At 60.5% G+C, this 19074-nt stretch carries 14 protein-coding genes; all 14 read right to left on the bottom strand.

Going from position 1 to position 19074, the window contains the following annotated elements; translation table 11 throughout:
- Positions 1-42: 42 nt before the first annotated feature.
- The gene (locus CVU60_14670) at positions 43-1581 is read right to left on the bottom strand and encodes an EmrB/QacA family drug resistance transporter (GenBank protein PKN40758.1); all 1539 of its coding nucleotides are present in this window, start codon (positions 1579-1581) and stop codon (positions 43-45) included.
- A gap of 4 nt (positions 1582-1585) precedes the next feature.
- Entirely contained in the window at positions 1586-2788 is a 1203-nt protein-coding gene (locus tag CVU60_14665; GenBank protein PKN40757.1) for an HlyD family secretion protein, read from the bottom strand.
- A gap of 77 nt (positions 2789-2865) precedes the next feature.
- Complete coding sequence (locus tag CVU60_14660; GenBank protein ID PKN40756.1) at positions 2866-5766, bottom strand: DEAD/DEAH box helicase; 2901 nt, start codon at positions 5764-5766, stop codon at positions 2866-2868.
- 12 nt (positions 5767-5778) lie between these two features.
- Entirely contained in the window at positions 5779-7155 is a 1377-nt protein-coding gene (locus tag CVU60_14655; protein ID PKN40755.1) for a DNA-binding response regulator, read from the bottom strand.
- Positions 7156-7167: 12 nt separating this feature from the next.
- On the bottom strand, positions 7168-8604 hold the full coding sequence (locus tag CVU60_14650; GenBank protein ID PKN40768.1) for a two-component sensor histidine kinase: 1437 nt from the start codon (positions 8602-8604) through the stop codon (positions 7168-7170).
- A 73-nt stretch (positions 8605-8677) separates the two neighbouring features.
- Positions 8678-10303 carry a glucose-6-phosphate isomerase gene (locus CVU60_14645; protein ID PKN40754.1) on the bottom strand — a complete coding sequence of 542 codons (1626 nt, stop codon included), beginning with the start codon at positions 10301-10303 and terminating at the stop codon, positions 8678-8680.
- Between the two features lie 15 nt (positions 10304-10318).
- Complete coding sequence (locus CVU60_14640) at positions 10319-11500, bottom strand: aspartate aminotransferase (protein PKN40753.1); 1182 nt, start codon at positions 11498-11500, stop codon at positions 10319-10321.
- A 41-nt stretch (positions 11501-11541) separates the two neighbouring features.
- On the bottom strand, positions 11542-12387 hold the full coding sequence (locus CVU60_14635) for a phosphohydrolase (GenBank protein PKN40752.1): 846 nt from the start codon (positions 12385-12387) through the stop codon (positions 11542-11544).
- 2 nt (positions 12388-12389) lie between these two features.
- Complete coding sequence (locus CVU60_14630) at positions 12390-14288, bottom strand: secretion system protein E (protein ID PKN40751.1); 1899 nt, start codon at positions 14286-14288, stop codon at positions 12390-12392.
- An 18-nt stretch (positions 14289-14306) separates the two neighbouring features.
- A complete protein-coding gene (locus tag CVU60_14625; GenBank protein PKN40750.1) occupies positions 14307-14774 on the bottom strand; it encodes a hypothetical protein in 468 nt (155 codons plus the stop codon).
- A gap of 133 nt (positions 14775-14907) precedes the next feature.
- Complete coding sequence (locus CVU60_14620) at positions 14908-15234, bottom strand: MerR family transcriptional regulator (GenBank protein ID PKN40749.1); 327 nt, start codon at positions 15232-15234, stop codon at positions 14908-14910.
- A gap of 25 nt (positions 15235-15259) precedes the next feature.
- Positions 15260-17641, bottom strand: a complete 2382-nt coding sequence (locus CVU60_14615) for a phenylalanine--tRNA ligase subunit beta (protein ID PKN40748.1) — start codon at positions 17639-17641, stop codon at positions 15260-15262.
- A gap of 19 nt (positions 17642-17660) precedes the next feature.
- Positions 17661-18704 (bottom strand): phenylalanine--tRNA ligase subunit alpha, encoded by a 1044-nt coding sequence (locus CVU60_14610; GenBank protein PKN40747.1) that lies wholly within the window; start codon positions 18702-18704, stop codon positions 17661-17663.
- Entirely contained in the window at positions 18704-19057 is a 354-nt protein-coding gene (locus CVU60_14605; protein PKN40746.1) for a 50S ribosomal protein L20, read from the bottom strand. The genes CVU60_14610 and CVU60_14605 overlap by 1 nt, the downstream gene beginning before the upstream one ends.
- Between the last annotated feature and the right edge of the window lie 17 nt (positions 19058-19074).

Below are 19074 nucleotides of genomic sequence, written 5' to 3'. Positions count from 1 at the left end.
ATACTCAGACCCGCGCCGTCTTCCTGTCCGCCAGCCCGGATCCTAGTGCATGCCCTCGGGCATGTGCGTGCCGTGGTCGGGCCTTTTGATGATCCACATGAACATCGCCAATCCAAAGAAGAACATGGCCTGGATGTAAAAAACGTCCACATAGGCCATGTATGCAGCCTGCTTGACCGCATGGCTGTAGATGACTCCCGCGGCCTGCACAGGGTCAAGCCCCATGAATTTTTCCAGGGCGTCACGGGCCTGGGTGAACGGGGGATCGTATGGTGTCAGGTGTTCGACCAGATGGTGCTGGTGCACCTGAGCCCGGCGGGCCAGGACCGTGGTCACGAAGGCTGTGCCGAAGGAACCTCCCAGATTGCGCAGCAGATTGAAGAGGGCCGAGGCACTGTTCATGCTCTCGCGCGGGATGAAGGCCATGGTCAGATATGACAGCGGCACGAAAAAAAAGGCGATGCCGATGGCCTGGATGTTACGCCCCCGAATGGCCGTATCAATGTCGATCTGCAGGGTAAAATTGGACATAAACAGAAGAGAAAGCCCCGAGACCGTAAGGCCGAAGCAAAGCAGAAAACGGGCGTCGATCTTCTCCGTGAGCTTCCCCGCCACGGGCAGGAGCAGGAGCATGATGGCTCCGCTTGGCCCCAGGACCAGTCCCGCAAGATAGGATGTATAGCCCATCAGGTTTTGCAGATACATGGGCAAGAGCACAATTGACCCGAAAAACGCGAAGAATCCAAAAAACATGACCACGTTGCCGGCCGCAAAGTTACGGTACCTAAAAGTGCGCAGATTGATGATCGGATTGGAATGCCGAAGCTCCCACCACACCAGCGCGCACAGGCAGATCACGGCCAGGACGCTCAGAATCACAATATGCTGCGAAGCGAACCAGTCGTCTCCCTGCCCCTTGTCGAGCACGATCTGCAGGCAGCCAAGCCCCACAGACAGGAGCGCAAGGCCCAGATAGTCCACCTTTTCCCCGGCCACGCGGCGCTCTTGATAGGACGGGTCGAAGATGAAGGACCAGCACATGAAAAGGGACAGAATGCCCAGTGGTACGTTGATGTAGAATATCCAGATCCAGGAATAATTGTCCGTGATGTACCCGCCGAGCAGCGGCCCCAGGATGGGACCAAGGACCGCGCCCATGGCGAAGATGGCCATGGCCAGCCCGCGCTGCCGCGGCGGAAAGGTCTCGAGCAGGATGGCCTGGGACATGGGCTGCAGGCCACCGCCTCCGATACCCTGGATTATCCGGAACAGGACCAGAGATTCGAGACTCTGGGCCAGGCCGCAAAGCATGGAGGCGAGGGTGAACAGGGTCACCGAGGCCATGAGGTAATTCTTGCGCCCCATGATCCGGGCCAGCCAGCCGCTCATGGGAATGACGATGGCGTTGGCAACCAGATAGGACGTCAGAACCCAGGTCACCTCGTCCTGACCGGCGGACAGGGAACCCTGGATATGTCCCAGCGCGACGTTGGCGATGGAGGTATCAAGAATTTCCAACAGCGTCGGGATCATGACGCTGAGAGTGATCAGCCACTTGCCCGTGGCGCGCGTAGCAGCCATGAGTCTAATCCAGATGAATGGTCGGGACGACGCTCATACCCAGCCGCAGACTCTCGGTCGCATTGGTCGAATCAAGAACGATTTTGACCGGAATGCGCTGCACGACCTTCACATAGTTTCCCATGGCGTTCTCTGGGGGAAAGAGCGAAAAAACCGCGCCGGTTCCGGCCATAACCGACTCCACCCGGCCCGAGAACTCCCGGCCGGGAAAGGTGTCGACCGTGATGGAGACCCGCTGTCCGGGGTGCACCTTGGCCAGTTGGGTCTCCTTGAAATTAGCCGTGATCCAGAGCTGGTCCTGATGCAGGGGAACAAGCGCCATGATGGGCTGTCCTGCCGCCACAAGCTGTCCGACCTGAACCCGCTTCTTGGTCACATGCCCTTTAGCCGGAGCCAGGATGCGGGTATAGCCCAGATCAAGCTCGGCTTTGCGCACCTTCGCCCGGGCCAAGTCCACCCGCGCCTCCTGGGCCGCCACCTCCAGAGACTTGATGGAAACCACTTCATGCCCGGTCTGAGCAAGGCCGATGTTGGCTTGCAGGCGCGCCACATTTTCACGCAGCGAGGCCTGATTGCGCCCCGCCGCATCCGCCTGGTCACGGGCGGCGGCAGTCTTTGCGCGGGCGCTGTCCAACCTGGAACGGGCCTCGTCCAAAGCGGATTCGGCAACGACTCCACCCTGACGCAATTCAAAAAGACGGTTAAAACCAAGCTCCGCATTCTTGAGTTCCGCCTCGCCCTGCAGCACCATCTGCCTGGCAGCGGCCTCTTCCAGGCGAGCCTGATCCAGGCTGCGCAGCAAGCTGTCGAGCTGGGCCCGCGCGCCCGTAACCTGAAATTCGGTCTGACTCTTTTGCAGGGGCACACCCTTGCGCAAGGATTCCAGTTGCGCCTCGACAGTGGCAAGATCGGCCCGTGCCTGGGCCACACCCACTTCGTAACCTACGGGGTCGAGAAGCAGGAGCGGCTGCCCCTCCTCCACGATCTGGTTGTCCTCCACCAGAACCTGCAAAATGTACCCATCCACCCGTGGCGTTATCTGATAGATTCGGCCATCGACAAAGGCGTCATCCGTGGACACCCGGCCCATGCCCCGCACATACTGCAGGATGCCGATTCCAACGATGAGGAGAAAAACGATCAATACGACGAAACGTTTGCGACCCGCCCGGCCATTGGTGGGGGGGGTATCCGGAGTGGTGGTCATGAAATTTTCCCTTTCACGTTTATCGAAACATGACGGCGGTAAGCTTGTCCGCCGCCCTTGGCAAGACTCGACCGCGTCTACCCACCCAGCTTCGCGACCCAATCCACCGGCACGCGCACGATCTTTTCGGCTTTGTTGCGAAAGAGCAGATGGCCGTGCTGCGCGCCGAAGAGAAACAGATCGCGCGTCACGGCTACGTCCTGACGGCAATAGGCGATGATGTCGTCGATGCGTCCCTCCTTCCACCAGGCAAGGGCCTGCAGGCCGCTGGCGCTCTTGGCAGCGCCCAGGGTCTCGCGGGCCAGATGATCAAGGGACAGGCGATACCCCAAGATCTCATGGATGCTGCCCAGGATGTCCAGTGTGGGCAAACCTGAAAAGTCAAAACGGCTCAAGCCGCCGAGAACGGCATAATCAAAGCGCAGAATGTTGAACCCGACCACCAGGTCGAACTCCACCAGTTCCCCGACCAGACGCGGCACGTCCTCCTGCCCGTAGTTTCGAAAATCATCAATCCCAGAGTCATAGACGACCACACAACTGACCCCCATCAGATCGGCACGATGCCAGCCCCCGACCTCCTGCGCCGATCGCCGGGTTTCCAGATCCAGAACCGCGTAGCGAAAATCCTGCGGCAGCGGGTTCGAAGCTGTTTCCTGCACGAAAGCCGGCGGCGCGGTCATTTCGATGCGCGAAGTCACGAATTCCTGCGACGGGACTTCGACCGGGGGTTCCGCGTTCATGATCCCCTCCAGCACCATCAGGGCCGCGCCCTTGGCGATGGGCCTGTTGCCGGAGCCGCATTTGGGGGAATGCACGCAGGCCGGACACCCGTTCTCGCAAGCGCAGTCCCGGATCACGCGGACGGTGCGCTCAAGCAATGTCTCGTATTCGATGTAGGCCTGCTCTGCCAGCCCGCATCCGCCGGGCAATCCGTCATAGATGAACACGGCCGCGGACCCGACCTGTGGATGAAACGGAATGGATATCCCGCCCAGATCATTCCGGTCCGTCATGACCAGAAGGGGCATCATCCCGATGGCGGCGTGCTCCAGGGCATGGATGCCGCCCATGAAGTGGGCCATCTGCGCTTCCACCTGCCTGCGCACGGATTCAGGGATGGCGATCCAGACACCTTGCGTCTCAAAGACCAGCGGGGGCATGTCGAGGGGGACGGTGCCCAGGTTCTTTCCGCCGCGAGTGCTGATACGGTCGTAGCCCGTAACCTGGTCCGTGACCTTGAGCCACCCGAGACTGACCATGGCCCCGAACACCGGGCGGCTGGAGCTTACCTCGATGATCTCCGTGCTCTTCTCGTGCCGTACCCGGGTGTAGTAAGAAACCTTGGCCCGCCGCGCGTTGGCCATCCCGGTCTCAAGGTCCAGACCGGCGATCACGTAGGTAACGCCCCTGTGCAGATAGACCGCGCCGGGGTGGGTCTCGAGCACCGCCCGAAAACCGTCCACCATTCCGATGCGCTCGCCGCTGTCCATGTCCATGATGGCAACGGTCGAACCCGTGCCGCGAAGGGCCACGCCCCGATGGGGCTGTCTGGCCTTGCTGAAATACTCACTTGCGTCCCGGCTCTGCAGCAGCTCGCCGCTACGGACCAGGCTAGCCACCAGCCCGGCATTTTCCAGGACCAGCGCATCGTCCGCATGCAGTGAAGCCTCTGCCGCAGCGCACTGCAGATGTCTGGCGGCGATGACCGGATTGTCCGGATTGATGACCGCCCGTTCGGCCTTGAGCGCGAAAAATTCATCGGGATGGTGCATGAAATACTGGTCCAGCGCGTCCTCGTGCCCGATCAGGAAGGTCGCCGCCTCGCGCCCGCCTCGCCCCACCCGGCCCGAACGCTGCAGGCTGGCCATGATGGAGCCGGGGTAGCCTACCAGGATGCACAGATCGAGCCCTCCGATGTCGATGCCAAGCTCAAGGGCGCTGGTGGAGACCACGGCCTGCAGCTCTCCGGAAGAGAGGCGAGCTTCGATCTCGCGTCGCTCCTCCGGCAGGAATCCCGCCCGGTAGGCGCAGATGCGTTCGCGCTCCTCACCTTCACGTTCTCCCGCCCACATGGCGATAAGCTCGGTCATGCGCCGCGACTTGCAGTAGACGATGGTCCTGAGACCCAGCGTCATGGCCTCCTGCAGCAGACCGATGGCCTTGCGGGCGGCTCCGTCCACTCCGTTCAGGAGGAGCATGTGCTTCGGGGGGCTAGCGGCCGTGCCCTCCAGCACCGCGCGCATGGGCAGCCCGGTCAGGTCCGAGGCCAGTTCCTCGGGGTTGGCTATGGTCGCGGAAGAGCAGACAAAGGTCGGATTTGCACCGTGCAGACGGCAGAGACGCACAAGACGACGAAAAACCCAGGCCATGTGCGAACCCATGACGCCACGATAGGTGTGCACCTCGTCCACGACCACGAATTTCAGATTGGCAAAAAATTCCGACCATTTTTCGTGGTTGGGCAAAATCCCCAGATGCAGCATGTCCGGGTTGGTGAAGAGGACGTTTGGAGGATCCCGGCGAATGCGGGAGCGTTGCGAGGACGAGGTGTCCCCGTCGTAAATGGCCGAAGTTGGCGTGGGAAAAAGACCGGCGGCCAGGGAGTCCAGGGCCCGGCGCTGATCCTGGGCCAGGGCTTTTAAGGGGAAGAGGTACAGGGCGCGGGTGCGGCGATCACAATGACAGGCCTCAAGGACGGGCAGATTGTAGATGAGGGACTTGCCGCTGGCCGTGGGAGTGGCCACGACCACGTGGCCGCCGGAGCGGACCAGATCGACGGCGCGGACCTGATGTTCGTAAAGCTCCCGCACGCCCAGAAGCTCAAGCCCGCGTTGCACCGGGGGCGGCCAAGGCCGCTCCGGAACGGCGAATCGCGGGGCCTGCGCCGGAAAAAAACGGCGTCCCGCGATATCAACCGCGAGCCAGGGGGTACGCTCCACCTTGGCCAGCAAATCGGCGACAGAGGCTTCGCTCATCCCGGGCACGCCCTAATTCTTGGCCGTGATCTTGTATTTCTTGAGCTTGTACTGCAGCAGACTCTTGGACACGTCGAGGAGCTCCGCCGTCTTGACCTGCACGAAACCGGAATGGACCATGGCCCGGCGGATGAGGGCCGCCTCGATCTTTTCCAGGGTTTCTGACAGGTTGACCTTCAGCGGCAGCAGGTCCACGGCGCTCTTGAACTGCATCTCCTCGTCGCGCAGTTCGGGCGGCAGGTCGTCCACATCAATCACGTCGCGGTTACTGAGAACCACGCAGCGCTCGATGACGTTCTCGAGCTGACGCACGTTGCCCGGCCATTCGTAGGCTGACAGATAGTCGATGGCGCCGGGAGTGAAGCCGTGCACCTGGCGATTGTTCTCCAGCGAAAATTTGCGCAGGAAATGGCTGGCCAGGATGGGGATGTCCTCGCGCCGCTCGCGCAGGGGCGGCAGATGGATGTTGACAACATTCAGGCGGTAGAAAAGATCTTCGCGGAACCTGCCGGCCACGATCTCCTCCTGCAGATTCTTGTTGGTGGCCGCCACCAGCCTGAAATCAACGGCAATGGTCTCTGTCCCGCCGACCCGCTCGATCACCCGCTCCTGCAGCACTCGCAGCAATTTGACCTGCATTTCCTGGGAAAGCTCTCCGATTTCATCAAGGAAGAGGGTCCCGCCCTGGGCCAGCTCGAAGCGGCCGCGCTTCAAGGCCATGGCTCCGGTGAAGGACCCCTTTTCGTGGCCGAAGAGCTCGCTTTCCAGCACTCCCGGATTCAGGGACATGCAGTTGACCGAGATAAACGGCATGTCCTTGCGGTCCGAGGCGATGTGAATGGCCCTGGCCACCAGCTCTTTGCCTGTGCCGGACTCTCCGGTGACCAGCACGTTGCTGCGCGTCGGTGCGACCTTCCCCGCCAGGGTCAGGACATCCTGGATGGGCTTGGAGTTGCCGATGATGGTCTCCTTGCCGAACTTCTCGGCCAGGCTCTCGCGTAGCAGCCGGTTTTGCTGCTCCGCATGGGAGAGCTTCATGGCCTTGCCCACAGAGAGCAGGATCTCGTCATTGGAAAAGGGTTTGGTGATGTAGTCGAAAGCCCCGCTCTTCATGGCCTCCACTGCACGATCGATGGTGCCAAAAGCGGTCATGATCATGACCGGGACATGGGGATGGCGCTTGCGAACCGTCTCCAGAACCTGCTGTCCGGTCATGCCGGGCATCTTCATGTCGGTTATGACCACGTCGACCTCGGACTCGTCGAGGTAGGTCATGGCCATGACCGGATCGCCCAGGGCCGTGACCGTATAGCCTTCCTCTTCGAGGATGGCCTCCAGAACCAGAAGATAATTTTTCTCGTCGTCGAGGATCAGTATGTGATTGCCCATGTGAAATACCCGCTAGCAATGCTCGGAAAATACTACCAGGGCTTCGGCTCCACCGTGGGGACCGTTCCTGAGGATCATTTCCGCGCCGTGAATCTGAAAAATGGAACTTGTTATGGCCAGCCCCAGACCAGTGCCCGTGTCCTTGGTCGTAAAGAAGGGTTCCGTGTAACGGTCCAGCTGCTTGGAATCAAAGCCGGCGCCCGTGTCCTGCACAAGCACAGCCAACTGCTCCTCGTGACAGACCGGCATGATGCGCACCTGCCCGCCATCGCCGCAGGCCTGGATCGCGTTGCTGATCAGGTTGTAAAAACCCCGGTACAAAAGATCCCGGTCCCCCTGGACCACATATCCCACCGGCAGCGAGCTCTCGACCATTACCCCGTGCTCCTGCCCCTCCTGGGTCAAAAAAGCCACGGCGTGGCGCACGACCTTCTCCAGGTCGACATCGTCCAGGGAAGGCTGGCGGGGCCGCGCATAATCAAGAAAATCGTTCACGGTCTGGCTCAGGCGCTTGGACTCGTGAAAAATGGCATCCAACATCTTTACGTTGGTTCCGCCTTCGGCTTTTTGCCGCTTGAGCAAAAGCTCCGCGCTGCTGCGGATGATGCCCAGCGGATTGCGGATCTCGTGCGCGATGCTGGCCACCATGCGCCCCATGGAGGCGAGCTTTTCGTTCTGGAGCAGTTCCTTTTCGAGGCGATCCTTGTCGCGCAGTCTCTCGTCGAGCACGCGGTCAGCCTTGCGGACGAGAAAAAAGATCAGCCCATACAGGGCGGCCGAGCCCATGAACGTGGTCAGGATGATGAGTCGCTGCAAGTGCAGCACAGTCTCGTAATCGCTGGTGATGTCCTGGGTCAATTCGAGAATGCCCAGAAGCGGCCCGGGCTGGTCCCGAAACCTCAGCTCCCGTTCGGCCCTCAGCGGATAGACCGTGCGCAACACCACGTCCCCGTCCTCGAGATTGATGCCTAAAAGCACATCCCAGATGCCCAGGGAGTTCTGCAACTCAAAGCTGATCTTGCCGCTCTCTATCGCCGCCTGCACGGCCGTGCCGCCCAGTTCGTTGTTTCCGACCTGTTCGGCATCGGTGCTGAAGGCGACCTCGTTCTGCTCGTCGTAGATACGCAGATCAAGGACATGAAAGGAGTGGATGGTCGAGTCTATGACCTGCTCCAGGCGTTCGTACTGGTCCTTGCGCTTGAGCTCGACACGCCCGAAACCGAGCACCACTGGCAAAGTGAAGCGCCTGTAGATCTGATGGTTCAAATTTTCGGCCAATAGCCTGGCAAAAGCCTGATTTTTCTTCAGGAGCGCGCTCTTGGCGTAATTGGTCATGAACACCGACATGAGGCTGCTTGAAGCAAGAATCAGCACCAGCGTGCTGATGGACAAAAATTTTACCAGTTGGAAAGGATGGGCCGGATCAACGCGAAAGGGATTGAGCTTCATGCTTTGGCCGAGGTCAAAAATGTGGAAGGGCAAGGGCCGGGGCACGCGGCCCCGGTTCATTTCATGTTAGGCTTTAAGACTTGCGCCGGTCAAGGCAGAGACGGATGAGCCCCAGGGTCGAAGCATCGTGGGCAGCCGCAGCCCCACCGCGCAGTTCCGGCAGGATCACCCCCGCCAACTGTTTGCCCAGCTCCACGCCCATCTGATCAAAGGAATTGATTCCCCAGATGACCCCCTGCACGAAAATCTTGTGCTCGTACATGGCGATCAGGCTGCCGATCGCACGTGGGGTGAGCCTCTCGTAGAGCAGGGAATTGCTCGGGCGGTTGCCCGGGAACGCCTTGTGCGGAGCAAGTGCCGCCCGGGCCCCAGGCTCAAGGTTCGCCAGCTCCGCCTCGGCCTCGGCCAGGGTGCGGCCGCGCATGAGGGCCTCGGTCTGGGCCAGAAAATTAGCCAGCAGGATGGTGTGATGCTCGCCGATCTCATGCAGCGGATTGACCGCGACCAAAAAATCGCAGGGGACGACGGTCGTGCCCTGATGCAAAAGCTGGTAAAAAGCGTGCTGGCCGTTGGTGCCGGGCTCGCCCCACAGGATCGGGCCCGTGGCGTGGGTAACGGGTCTTCCGTCCCGGTTCACGCCCTTGCCGTTGCTCTCCATGTCCGCCTGCTGCAGATATGCAGGCAAAAGCGCCAAATACTGATCGTAGGGCAGCACGGCATGGGATTCGAAACCGTGGAAATTGCGATACCATACGCCCAGCAGCGCCAGCAGCACCGGAATATTGCGTTCAAAGGGCGTTGATCTGAAATGCCTGTCCATGTCTCTGGCGCCGGCCAGAAGCTCGCGAAAATTCTCCATCCCCACGGCCAGGGCGATGGACAGGCCGATGCAGGACCACAGGGAGTAACGCCCCCCGACCCAGTCCCAGAAGACGAACATGTTGGCCGGGTCGATGCCGAAATCCCGGACCGCGGGCTCATTGGTGGACAGGGCCACGAAATGCCGGGCCACGTCGGTCTGCGCTGCTCCGCTGCGCAGAAACCAGTCGCGGGCGGTATGCGCGTTGGTCAGGGTCTCCTGAGTGGTGAAGGTCTTGGAGGCGATGATGAAGAGCGTGCTCTCCGGGCGCACCCTGCCGAGCACCTGGGCGACGTGCGTACCGTCGATGTTGGACACGAAATGGAAGTTGAGGTCGGATTTACGGTAGTGGTCGAGAGCCGCCGTGACCATGCGCGGCCCAAGGTCGGATCCGCCTATCCCGATGTTGACCACGTCCGTTATGCGCTCGCCCGTGCAGCCCTTCCATTCCCCGGAGCGAACCTTGGCCGTGAACACCTCCATCTGGTCCAATACCCCATGCACCTGCTCCACCACGTTTATCCCGTCCACGAGAATGAGCTGGTCCGCATCCGCCCGCAGGGCCACGTGCAGCACGGCCCGATTCTCGGTGGTGTTGATCCGGGCGCCGGAAAACATGGCCCCTATCCGCCCGGCCACATCGGCTTCACCGGCCAGATCGAAAAGCAGGTTCATGGTCTCGTCCGTGACCATGTTCTTGGAGTAATCCAGAAAAAGACCGGCTCCTTCCGCAGAAAAACGATCAAAGCGGCCCGGATCGCGATTAAAAAGCTCGCGCATGGGCGTCATTTCCAAAGCATGTTCAGCAAGAGCTTTCCACGGGGAGGACTGGTCAATCACAGGGCACACCTCCGGTCACTTTTTCAGACTGTGCAGAACCTGGCCTATCCTGTCCAGACAAGCGGACAGGGTTTCATCATCGAGCGCATAGGAAATGCGGATGCAGCGGTCGTCGCCAAAGGCGGCTCCGGGCACCACGGCCACGCCGGCCTTTTCCAGCAAGAGCGCGCACAGGGCCGTGGAATCCGGCACTTCGGGCGTGTAGTACCAGTCGACCTGCGGAAAAAGATAAAACGCGCCGGCCGGTTCCGGGCAGATCACATTTCCCCACTGACGGATCATGGCCAGGCCAAGGTCACGCCGGCGCACGAAAGCCTCACGCATGGGGGTCAGACATTCCCAGCCGCCGGTCAGGGCCGCCAGGGCCGCCTTCTGGGCGATGGAGCAGATGTTGGACGTAGACTGGCCCTGGATCTTGGTCATGGCCTTGATCAGATCCGCATGCGCCAGGGTATAGCCCACCCGCCAGCCAGTCATGGCGAAACTCTTGGCCAGGCCATTGGCCACTGCAAAATTTTCAGGGTAGCGCTGCCACCAAGGAGCAAGGGACGCCGGCTTGGCCGGAGCATAGACCAGCTGGTCGTAGATTTCATCGGCGATGACAAAGACGCCCTTTTCCACGGCCCAGGCGGCGATGGCATCAAGCTGCGCCTGGGTGTAATGGCAGCCGGTGGGATTCGAAGGCGTGTTCATGATCAGACAACGGGTGCGAGGGGTGCGCGCGGCCTCCAGCTGCTCGACGCTGACCAGGAAATTATTCCGCGGCTCCGTGGCCACGAAAACAGACACGCCGTCGGCCAGTTGCACCAGCGCCGGATAGCTGACCCAGTAAGGTGCGGGAATGATGACTTCGTCACCCGGATCGAGCAGCACCTGAAAGAGGTTATACAGGCTCTGCTTGCCGCCGTTGGTCACAACCACGTTCTCCATGGCCGCGTCCACGTCGTAAAAAGTCTTGAAATATTTGGCCACGGCCGTGCGCAGTTCGGGAATGCCGGGCACTGGGGTATAGCGGGTAAAGCCTTCGTCCATGGCGGCCTTGGCCGCATCGCAGACATGCCCGGGCGTGCGGAAATCGGGTTCGCCCACGGCCAGACTGACAATCTGCCGCCCTGCGGCGCGCAGCTCCTGGGCTTTGGTGTTGATGGTCAGGGTCGCGGACGGCTTGATCCTGGTAATGCGTTGCGCCAGCTTCATTGTGGTGGAGTCTCCGTTGGGGCGATTGGGGTGAATGAAGGTCAGATTTCCGCGTTGGCTACGTGATCTTCCATCGCGATTTCCAGTTCAGCCAGGGTGACGTCGGTCAGGCCGAGAATCCCGGCTTCGCTGCTGGTGACCAGGATCAGGTCTGGATCCTGGCGCAGGCCGATGCCGAGCTTCCTGCACACAAGATTGGCCAGTCGCACCAGCACCAGCAGGGTGTTGCCGTGATCGTAATCCTTGCGATGATGATCCCGGCATACGTAACAGTAGGACTCGGGCAGATTCCATTTTTCGAGCAGCAGAAAACCACATTCGGGATGCATGGTATCCACGAATTCATCAGCCGCGGTCTTGGTGATCCGAGGCGCGTCCTTGTCTTTCTCGCCCACGGAGACCAGGGCCTTGAGCACCAGCAGCTTGCCGACGTCATGGATGAGGCCTGCGATGAAGGCCTCGGGCGCAAGCTCGGAGTGGTCGCAACGCCGGGCCAGCCACTGCGCGCCAAAAGCGCAGGCCACGGAATGCTTCCACAACGTGGCCGTATATTGCTGCACAAAAGGGTTGCGGGAGCTGTAGTTCTTGCGCTGAGTGGCCATCATCACGCTGTTGACCACTTCACGCAGACCGATACGCACCACGGCGTCCTGAATCCGGCTGACCTTCTTGATACCGCGAAAAAAGGATGAATTGGCGACTTTGAGCACTTCCGCCGCGAGCACTTGATCCTGCGCTATGTAACTGATGACCTTGTCGGTGTCCGGGTCGGCCTTGGTGGCTTCCTGATGCACCAAGAGGGCCGTGCGGTCGAAAACCGGCAGATCTCCGCCGGGTTCTTCCAGAAATTCCCGCACACGGTCATGAATAGAGGCGATTTCAAACATTCCTAAACTCCGAGTATCCTTCGCAAATCGGCCAGAGGCCTGGGTTTCTGGGCTCTGGGCAAGGTCCTCAAGACCTCTTCCACCGTGGTCAGCCCAATGGCCGCCTTGGTGATCCCGTCTTCCATCAGGGAGATCATGCCTGCCTTTTCCATACTTATCACGCGCAGATCATGAGTGGTCTTGCGCAGCAATACCGCGTCCCGGATAAAGACCTCCGGAATGAGCATCTCGTAAACGGCCAGACGGCCCTTGTATCCGCTGTGCCTGCAGGTCGCACACCCCCGGCCCTTGCGGAACTCCGCCCCGGCCAGATCGCCGTAGGTGCAGCCCATCCGCCGCAGCTGGCTCAAGTCGGGCTGATAGGGAACCGCGCAATGCGGACAGACCCGCCGCACCAGTCGCTGGGAAAGGATGCAGGACAGGGTCGAGGAGACCAGGAACGGCTCGATGTTCATGTCCAGCAAGCGGACCAGGGCCCCGATGCTGTCCTCGGTGTGAAAGGTCGTCAGAACCTTGTGTCCGGTCAGTGCGGTCTGAATGCACATCTCCGCCGAAAAATGATCGCGCACCTCGCCGATGACCACAATGTCCGGATCCTGGCGAACGATATGCTTCAGCGTCTCCTCGAAGGTCAGGCCGATGGAGGGCATGATGGAGCACTGACCGATCCCGCGCACCTTGTATTCGACCGGATCCTCAGCCGTGATGATGCTCACTTCCGGCCGGTTCAGGTAGTTGATGCAGCTGTAGACCGTGGTCGATTTTCCGGATCCCGTGGGCCCGGTGACCATGATGACTCCTGAAGGCGCATCCAGCGCTTCGTCCATGAACCGGTTGAGCATGCCCGGGAGCATTCCCAGCTCGTGCATGGGCAACAGCTCTTCCTGGTTCTTCAAAAGGCGCATGACGATCTGCTCGCCGTACACCGTGACGTAGAAGGACATGCGCAGATCGATCTGCACGCCCATGTGGTTGAAAATGAGCCGCCCGTCCTGATGCCGCCTCTTTTCCGCGATGTCCGCGCCGCACATGATCTTGAAGCGGCTGACCAGCGGAGCCACGGCACCAATGGGATAGTCGCGGAAATGAACCATGACGCCGTCTTCACGAAAACGGACCCGCAACCGGTCCGCCATGGGCTCCACATGAATGTCGCTGGCCCCGCGCTTGAACGCGGCCAGCACGATGGAATTGGCGATTTCGACGATGTTCAGACGGTTCAGGTCCGTCCCGTTGCCGACGCGCAACTCTTCCTTGCGCTTGGTCAACACATCGTCAAGCTGACTGACACGGGTGATGCAGACGACAATGGTCTTGCCGAAATAGTCCCGCGCCGCGTCCAGGCTGCGCGGGTCAAGGGGGTCGGCAAAGGCGATGCGCACCGAACCATCGGGCTGCATGTCGTAAGGCACAAAGCGATATTGCTCGTAGTATTCAACGGGTCCGCGGGCCATGAGACCCGGGTCCGGATCCTTGGCCGCCAGCTCCAGGATCGGCAAACCGAGCTGCATGGCCAGTATTTCCGTCAGCTTCTCGTCCGCCAGAAATTTATGCTGTATGAGGATGTCGCCCAGCTTCTGCTGGCGCCCACCCTGCAGCTGCAGGTCCAGGGCGCGATTGAGTTCCTCGTCGGTCAAAAAGCCCAGACCGTTCAGCAGGTCGCCGATACGCAGTTCACCCTGATTGCGGCGGACTGTCTGCCGGATCGTTTCGTCGGTGACATATCCGAGCTCCCGCACGACGTCGCACAGGGGCTTGCTCATGTGCAGCTTGGACGTGACCCGCAGCGCATACTGCGCCTGCTCGACAGTCAGGTGCCCTTCGCGGATCAGAAGCTTGATAATGGGATTGATGGCTTCTTCGGTCCCGTTAGCGTTACCGGAATCAAAATCCTTGTTCATGCTTGCCTCCACGCAAAATCAATGCAGGAGGTAAAATCCAAGTTCCTTGTCATACTCGCTCCTGGAAAACCTGGCGCCGATGGCATCACCGCGGATATTGCGGACCGAGGCCTTCCGCTGGATAAAAGACTCTGGCGGAGCATCGAGGCGAAACCGCACCGTTATCACGTCGCCGACTTGCAGGGCCTCCTGATCCTCCTGTGACGATTCGAGGGAAAAGGACAGGCCGCTCAGGGACAGATCGCGTACCTTCATCGCCATGTCCTTTCCGGTTCTGTGCACGCTGCATGTCCCGATCAAGGATACCGCCCTGCGATAATATTCCCTGAATTCGACCAGCATGACCATGCTTTCGCCGCAGCGGCACTTGATCTTGATGCGGCTGTCACGATTCCGATACGCCGAAGCATCAAAATTGGTCACGAAGCCGCAATGTGGACAGTTGAACACGGCTTTGCCCTGTTTGTCGGCGTAAACTTTCAGCATGGCCTTCCTTAAAGGACATTTTCGACTTCTTGGAAAGTAGGAACAACGCAGAATGCTACGGTTTCGAATTCGCCATGTAAAGACATATGGAAAAGGACCGCTTGACACAAAAAAACCCCGACCTCTTTGCAAGTCAGGGATTTTTGGTCAGCAGACGGTGAATTTCCTCCAGCTCTCGCCGGATCGCGTCCAGCGGAGCCCGGACAGATTCCGTGCCTTCGAGCTTCTGGCGTGCGCCCTTGATGGTCAGCTTTTCGACGTACAGCAAATGGCGAATCCGTTCCAGGACGCGGACATGCTCCTCGGTGTAGTAGCGCTGTCCCTTGGAGGTCCTGGCTGCGGTCAGCTGGGGGAACTCCTCTTCCCAAAAACGCAGCACGTAAGGTTCCACGCCAAGCCGCCGGGCAACCTGTCCAATGCGAAAGCGCTTTTCGGTGTCGGGCGTAACGGGTTTGAGCACATTCCCTCCTGGCCCGTGAAGCCTGTCAGGAAAAGCGGACAGGCAACCTCTCGACCAGATGCTGACCAATGCGAAGATTGATTTTTTCCACGTCCTTGTCTTTCAGGGTGCGCTCAGCGTGACGGAACACGAACCTGTAAGTCAAATTGCGTTCCGCGCTCCCTTCCGGAGCATAGACATCGACCAGAAAGACATCCTCAAGCAGCGGCTCCTGCAATGCCCTGACCGTATCAACTACCTCGCCGATTGCAAGGCTCTCGGGCGCGACCAGGGTCATGTCCCGGCGAACCACCGGGAATTTGGGGATCGCCCTGAACGCAACGTTCAGCCGCAGGCCCATGAGCAGGTCAAGGTCGAGATCCGCGTACCAGACCTCTCCGCGTGCCTGGTAGGCATCGGCCAGATCCTCGCGGATCATGCCGACCCTGCCCACGGCCGTTCCTCCGGCACGCACCAGGATTTCGGGAGCAAGATACGCATGATCCCCGCCGCGCTCAAAGCTTGCGGCGCCCACTCCCAGAGTCAGGAGCAGATGCTCCACCAGCCCCTTGATGTCGGCGTATCCGAAGCGTCCTTCAGGGTAGGGGTAGCGGGCGGAAAAACGGCCGCCATGCAGCAAGATGCCGAGACGGTTGTTTTCGCGGGTCAAGGTGTCGCTGCCCGGGTCCTGCACAAAGGAATGCGCGATCTCGAAGATGCGGATACGGGTGTTGTCCTGGCTCATGTTCTGACGCAGCGAGCCCAGCATGCCAGGAGCCAGTTCCGTACGCAGAACGTTCATTTCCTCGCTGAGCGGGTTGAAAATGTTCACCCGGCCTTCAAGAGGCAGCCCGCAGCGGTCCAGATCAGCAGTACCGACAAAACTGTAGTTCACGACCTCCGAGAGGCCCACGCCCCGTCCCCAGTCCTTGACCCGGCCCAGAAACGCAAAGGTGGGATCGGCCTTGTCCAGGTCGGCAAGACTCTTCTTGACCGTGGGCAGCACCGCCTCGATGCGGTCCATCCCGTACACGCGGGCAACCTCTTCGATGAGATCGACCTCGCGCTCAAGATCCAGTCTGAAAGACGGCGCCGTGACCTGCCAGGACTCGCCGCCCGCGACAACGCACCCTAGACGGGTCAGGGTTTCGCGGCAGAATTCGGGAGCCATCTCGACCCCCAGAAGCTTTGTGGCCTTGGCCGGAGTGAAGGAAATGACCTTGGACGTGAAAGGCCGGGGCTCGGACTTGGCCACCCCGGGAGCGACTGCGCCACCGGACACGGCGGCCATGAGGCTTGCAGCCCGGTTCATGGCATGCGTGTTACCGATCTGATCCACACCGCGCTCAAAGCGGTAGGAGGCGTCGCTGGAAAGTCCCAGACGCCGGGCCGTCTTGCGGATGGACGCCGGATCAAAGACCGCGCTTTCGAGCAGCACCGTAGTGCTCGCTTCACCGATTTCGGAATTGGCTCCGCCCATGACGCCAGCAAGGGCGACAGGCTGCTCGTCATCCCAGATGAGCACGTCCCTTTCGGTCAGGAGCCTGTCCTGACCGTCGAGGGTGGTCAGGGTCATGCCTTCCTCGGCCCGCTCCACCCGGATGCGGTTTCCGCGCAGCAGATCCCGGTCAAAGGCATGCAGGGGCTGGCCGCACTCCATCATCACGTAGTTGGTTACGTCGACGATGTTGTTGATCGGACGCAGGCCCACGGCCAGGAGACGATATCTGAGCCAGTCGGGGCTGGGCGCGATTTTTATGTCCCGGATCAGGCGCGCCTGGTACAGAGGGCACAGGTCGGCATCCGGCTCGATGGCGAACCCCGAAAAGGGCTCCCCGCTTTCGACCAGTTCGGCCTGCGGGATCGTCAGCGGAAGGCCGAAGGCCGCCGCCACTTCCCGGGCCAGCCCGAGAACTGACAGGCAGTCAGCGCGGTTGGGGGTGATGCTTACGTCCAGCACGACCTGATCCAGACCCAGAGCTTCGCAGATCGGCGTGCCGGGGACGAAGCCCTGATCAAGGACCATGATGCCTTCGTGACCATCGCCCAGGTTCAGTTCGCGTTCGGAGCAGATCATGCCGCAGGACGGCTGGCCGCGCAGCTTGGCCTTCTTGATCAGAAGGCCGCCAGGCATGGTCGTTCCCACCGGAGCGACAGGCACCTTCTGGCCGGCGGCAACGTTGGGGGCACCGCACACGATGTCGAGGATCTCGCCCGTGCCAATGTCCACCTTGCACACCGAAAGATGATCCGAGGTCGGATGCGGTGCTCTTTCAAGAACATGCCCGACCACGATCATCTCCAGCGCGGCAAAGGGATTTGCGATCTCCTCCACCTCCAGACCGAGCATGGTCAACCTGTCCCCCAACGCTTTGACGTCCCCTTCGTAGGGCACGAATTCCCGCAACCAGTTCAAGCTTAACAGCATGGCAAAACCTTATGTCCGCTCAGGCGAATTGCCGGAGGAACCGCAGATCGTTCTCGAAAAACATGCGCAGATCGCCGATGCCGTATTTGAGCATGGCGATGCGCTCGACACCCAGACCGAAGGCGAAGCCCGTGTAGATTTCCGGGTCGTAGCCGACTTTGAGGAACACGGCCGGATCGACCATGCCGCATCCGAGAATCTCCACCCAGCCCGTCTCCTTGCAAACGCGGCAAGGTTCGCCGTTGACCTTGCCCTTGCCGCCGCAGATCACGCAGCTGATATCCACTTCGGCGCTGGGCTCGGTAAAGGGAAAAAAGCTCGGACGGAAGCGGACCCTGGTGTCGTGACCGAACACGTTCTGCACAAAGGCGGTCAGAATGCCGCGAAGGTCGGCCATGGTCACATGAGTGTCCACGAGCAATCCCTCGACCTGATGAAACATGGGGGTGTGGGTGATGTCCGAGTCCCGGCGATAGACCTTGCCGGGAGCAATGACGCCGAGAGGCGGCTTGCGTGCCAGCATGGTCCGCACCTGCAACGGCGAGGTGTGGGTGCGCAACAGGATCGAATCCGAAATGTAGAGGGTGTCCTGCATGTCGCGGGCAGGATGTTCGGGGGGAAGGTTGAGCGCTTCGAAATTGTTGAAGTCGTTCTCCACTTCCGGACCGGACACGACCTCGAACCCGAGGCTCGTGAAGACCGCGCAGATTTCACGGGTGACCAGGGTCACCGGATGCAGCGAGCCCAGGTCTGGCTGCCAGGACGGCACCGATGCGTCAAACGCGCCCAGAGCCTGCTCGCGCGCGCGCGACTTCAGGGCGGCGACCTGTTCTTCCCAGAGGGTCGTCATGGCGACCTTGACCTGATTGGCGGCCTTGCCTGCGGCCGGGCGGTCTTCAGGGCCCAGCGCGGTCAAACCGGACATCAGATCGGCCAGGAGCCCCTTGCGCCCGAGAAAACGGACACGCAGCTCCTCCAACTCTTCCAATGAAGAAGCCTGGCCCAGGGCTTCATTGAGCTCCGGGACCAGGCTTTCAAGCTTGCGAATAATATCGTTAGCCACTAGTTCGCCTTGGATTTTACCATTTGGCACAGCGCGGCAAAGGCGTCTTTTTCATAGACAGCCATGTCGGCCAGGGCCTTCCGGTTAAGATTGATTTCGGCGAGCTTCAAACCATGCATGAAGCGGTTGTATGTCAAACCGAATTCACGCACGCCGGCGTTGATGCGCACGATCCACAGTCTCCGAAAGGCGCGCTTCTTCTGCTTTCTGTCGCGGTAGGCGAAGCACAAGGCGCGTTCAACGGTTTCTCGGGCGGTGCGGTACAGCTTGCTGCGTGATCCGCGATAGCCCTTGGCGAGGGCCAAGTACTTCTTGTGCCTTCTGTGGGCTGTCTTTCCTCTTTTTACTCTCATGATCTTCTCCTTTCGCA

It is taken from the genome of Deltaproteobacteria bacterium HGW-Deltaproteobacteria-18 (genome assembly GCA_002841885.1).
Lineage (GTDB): Bacteria > Desulfobacterota > Desulfovibrionia > Desulfovibrionales > Desulfomicrobiaceae > Desulfomicrobium.
This window is presented reverse-complemented; position numbering and strand designations above follow the sequence as displayed.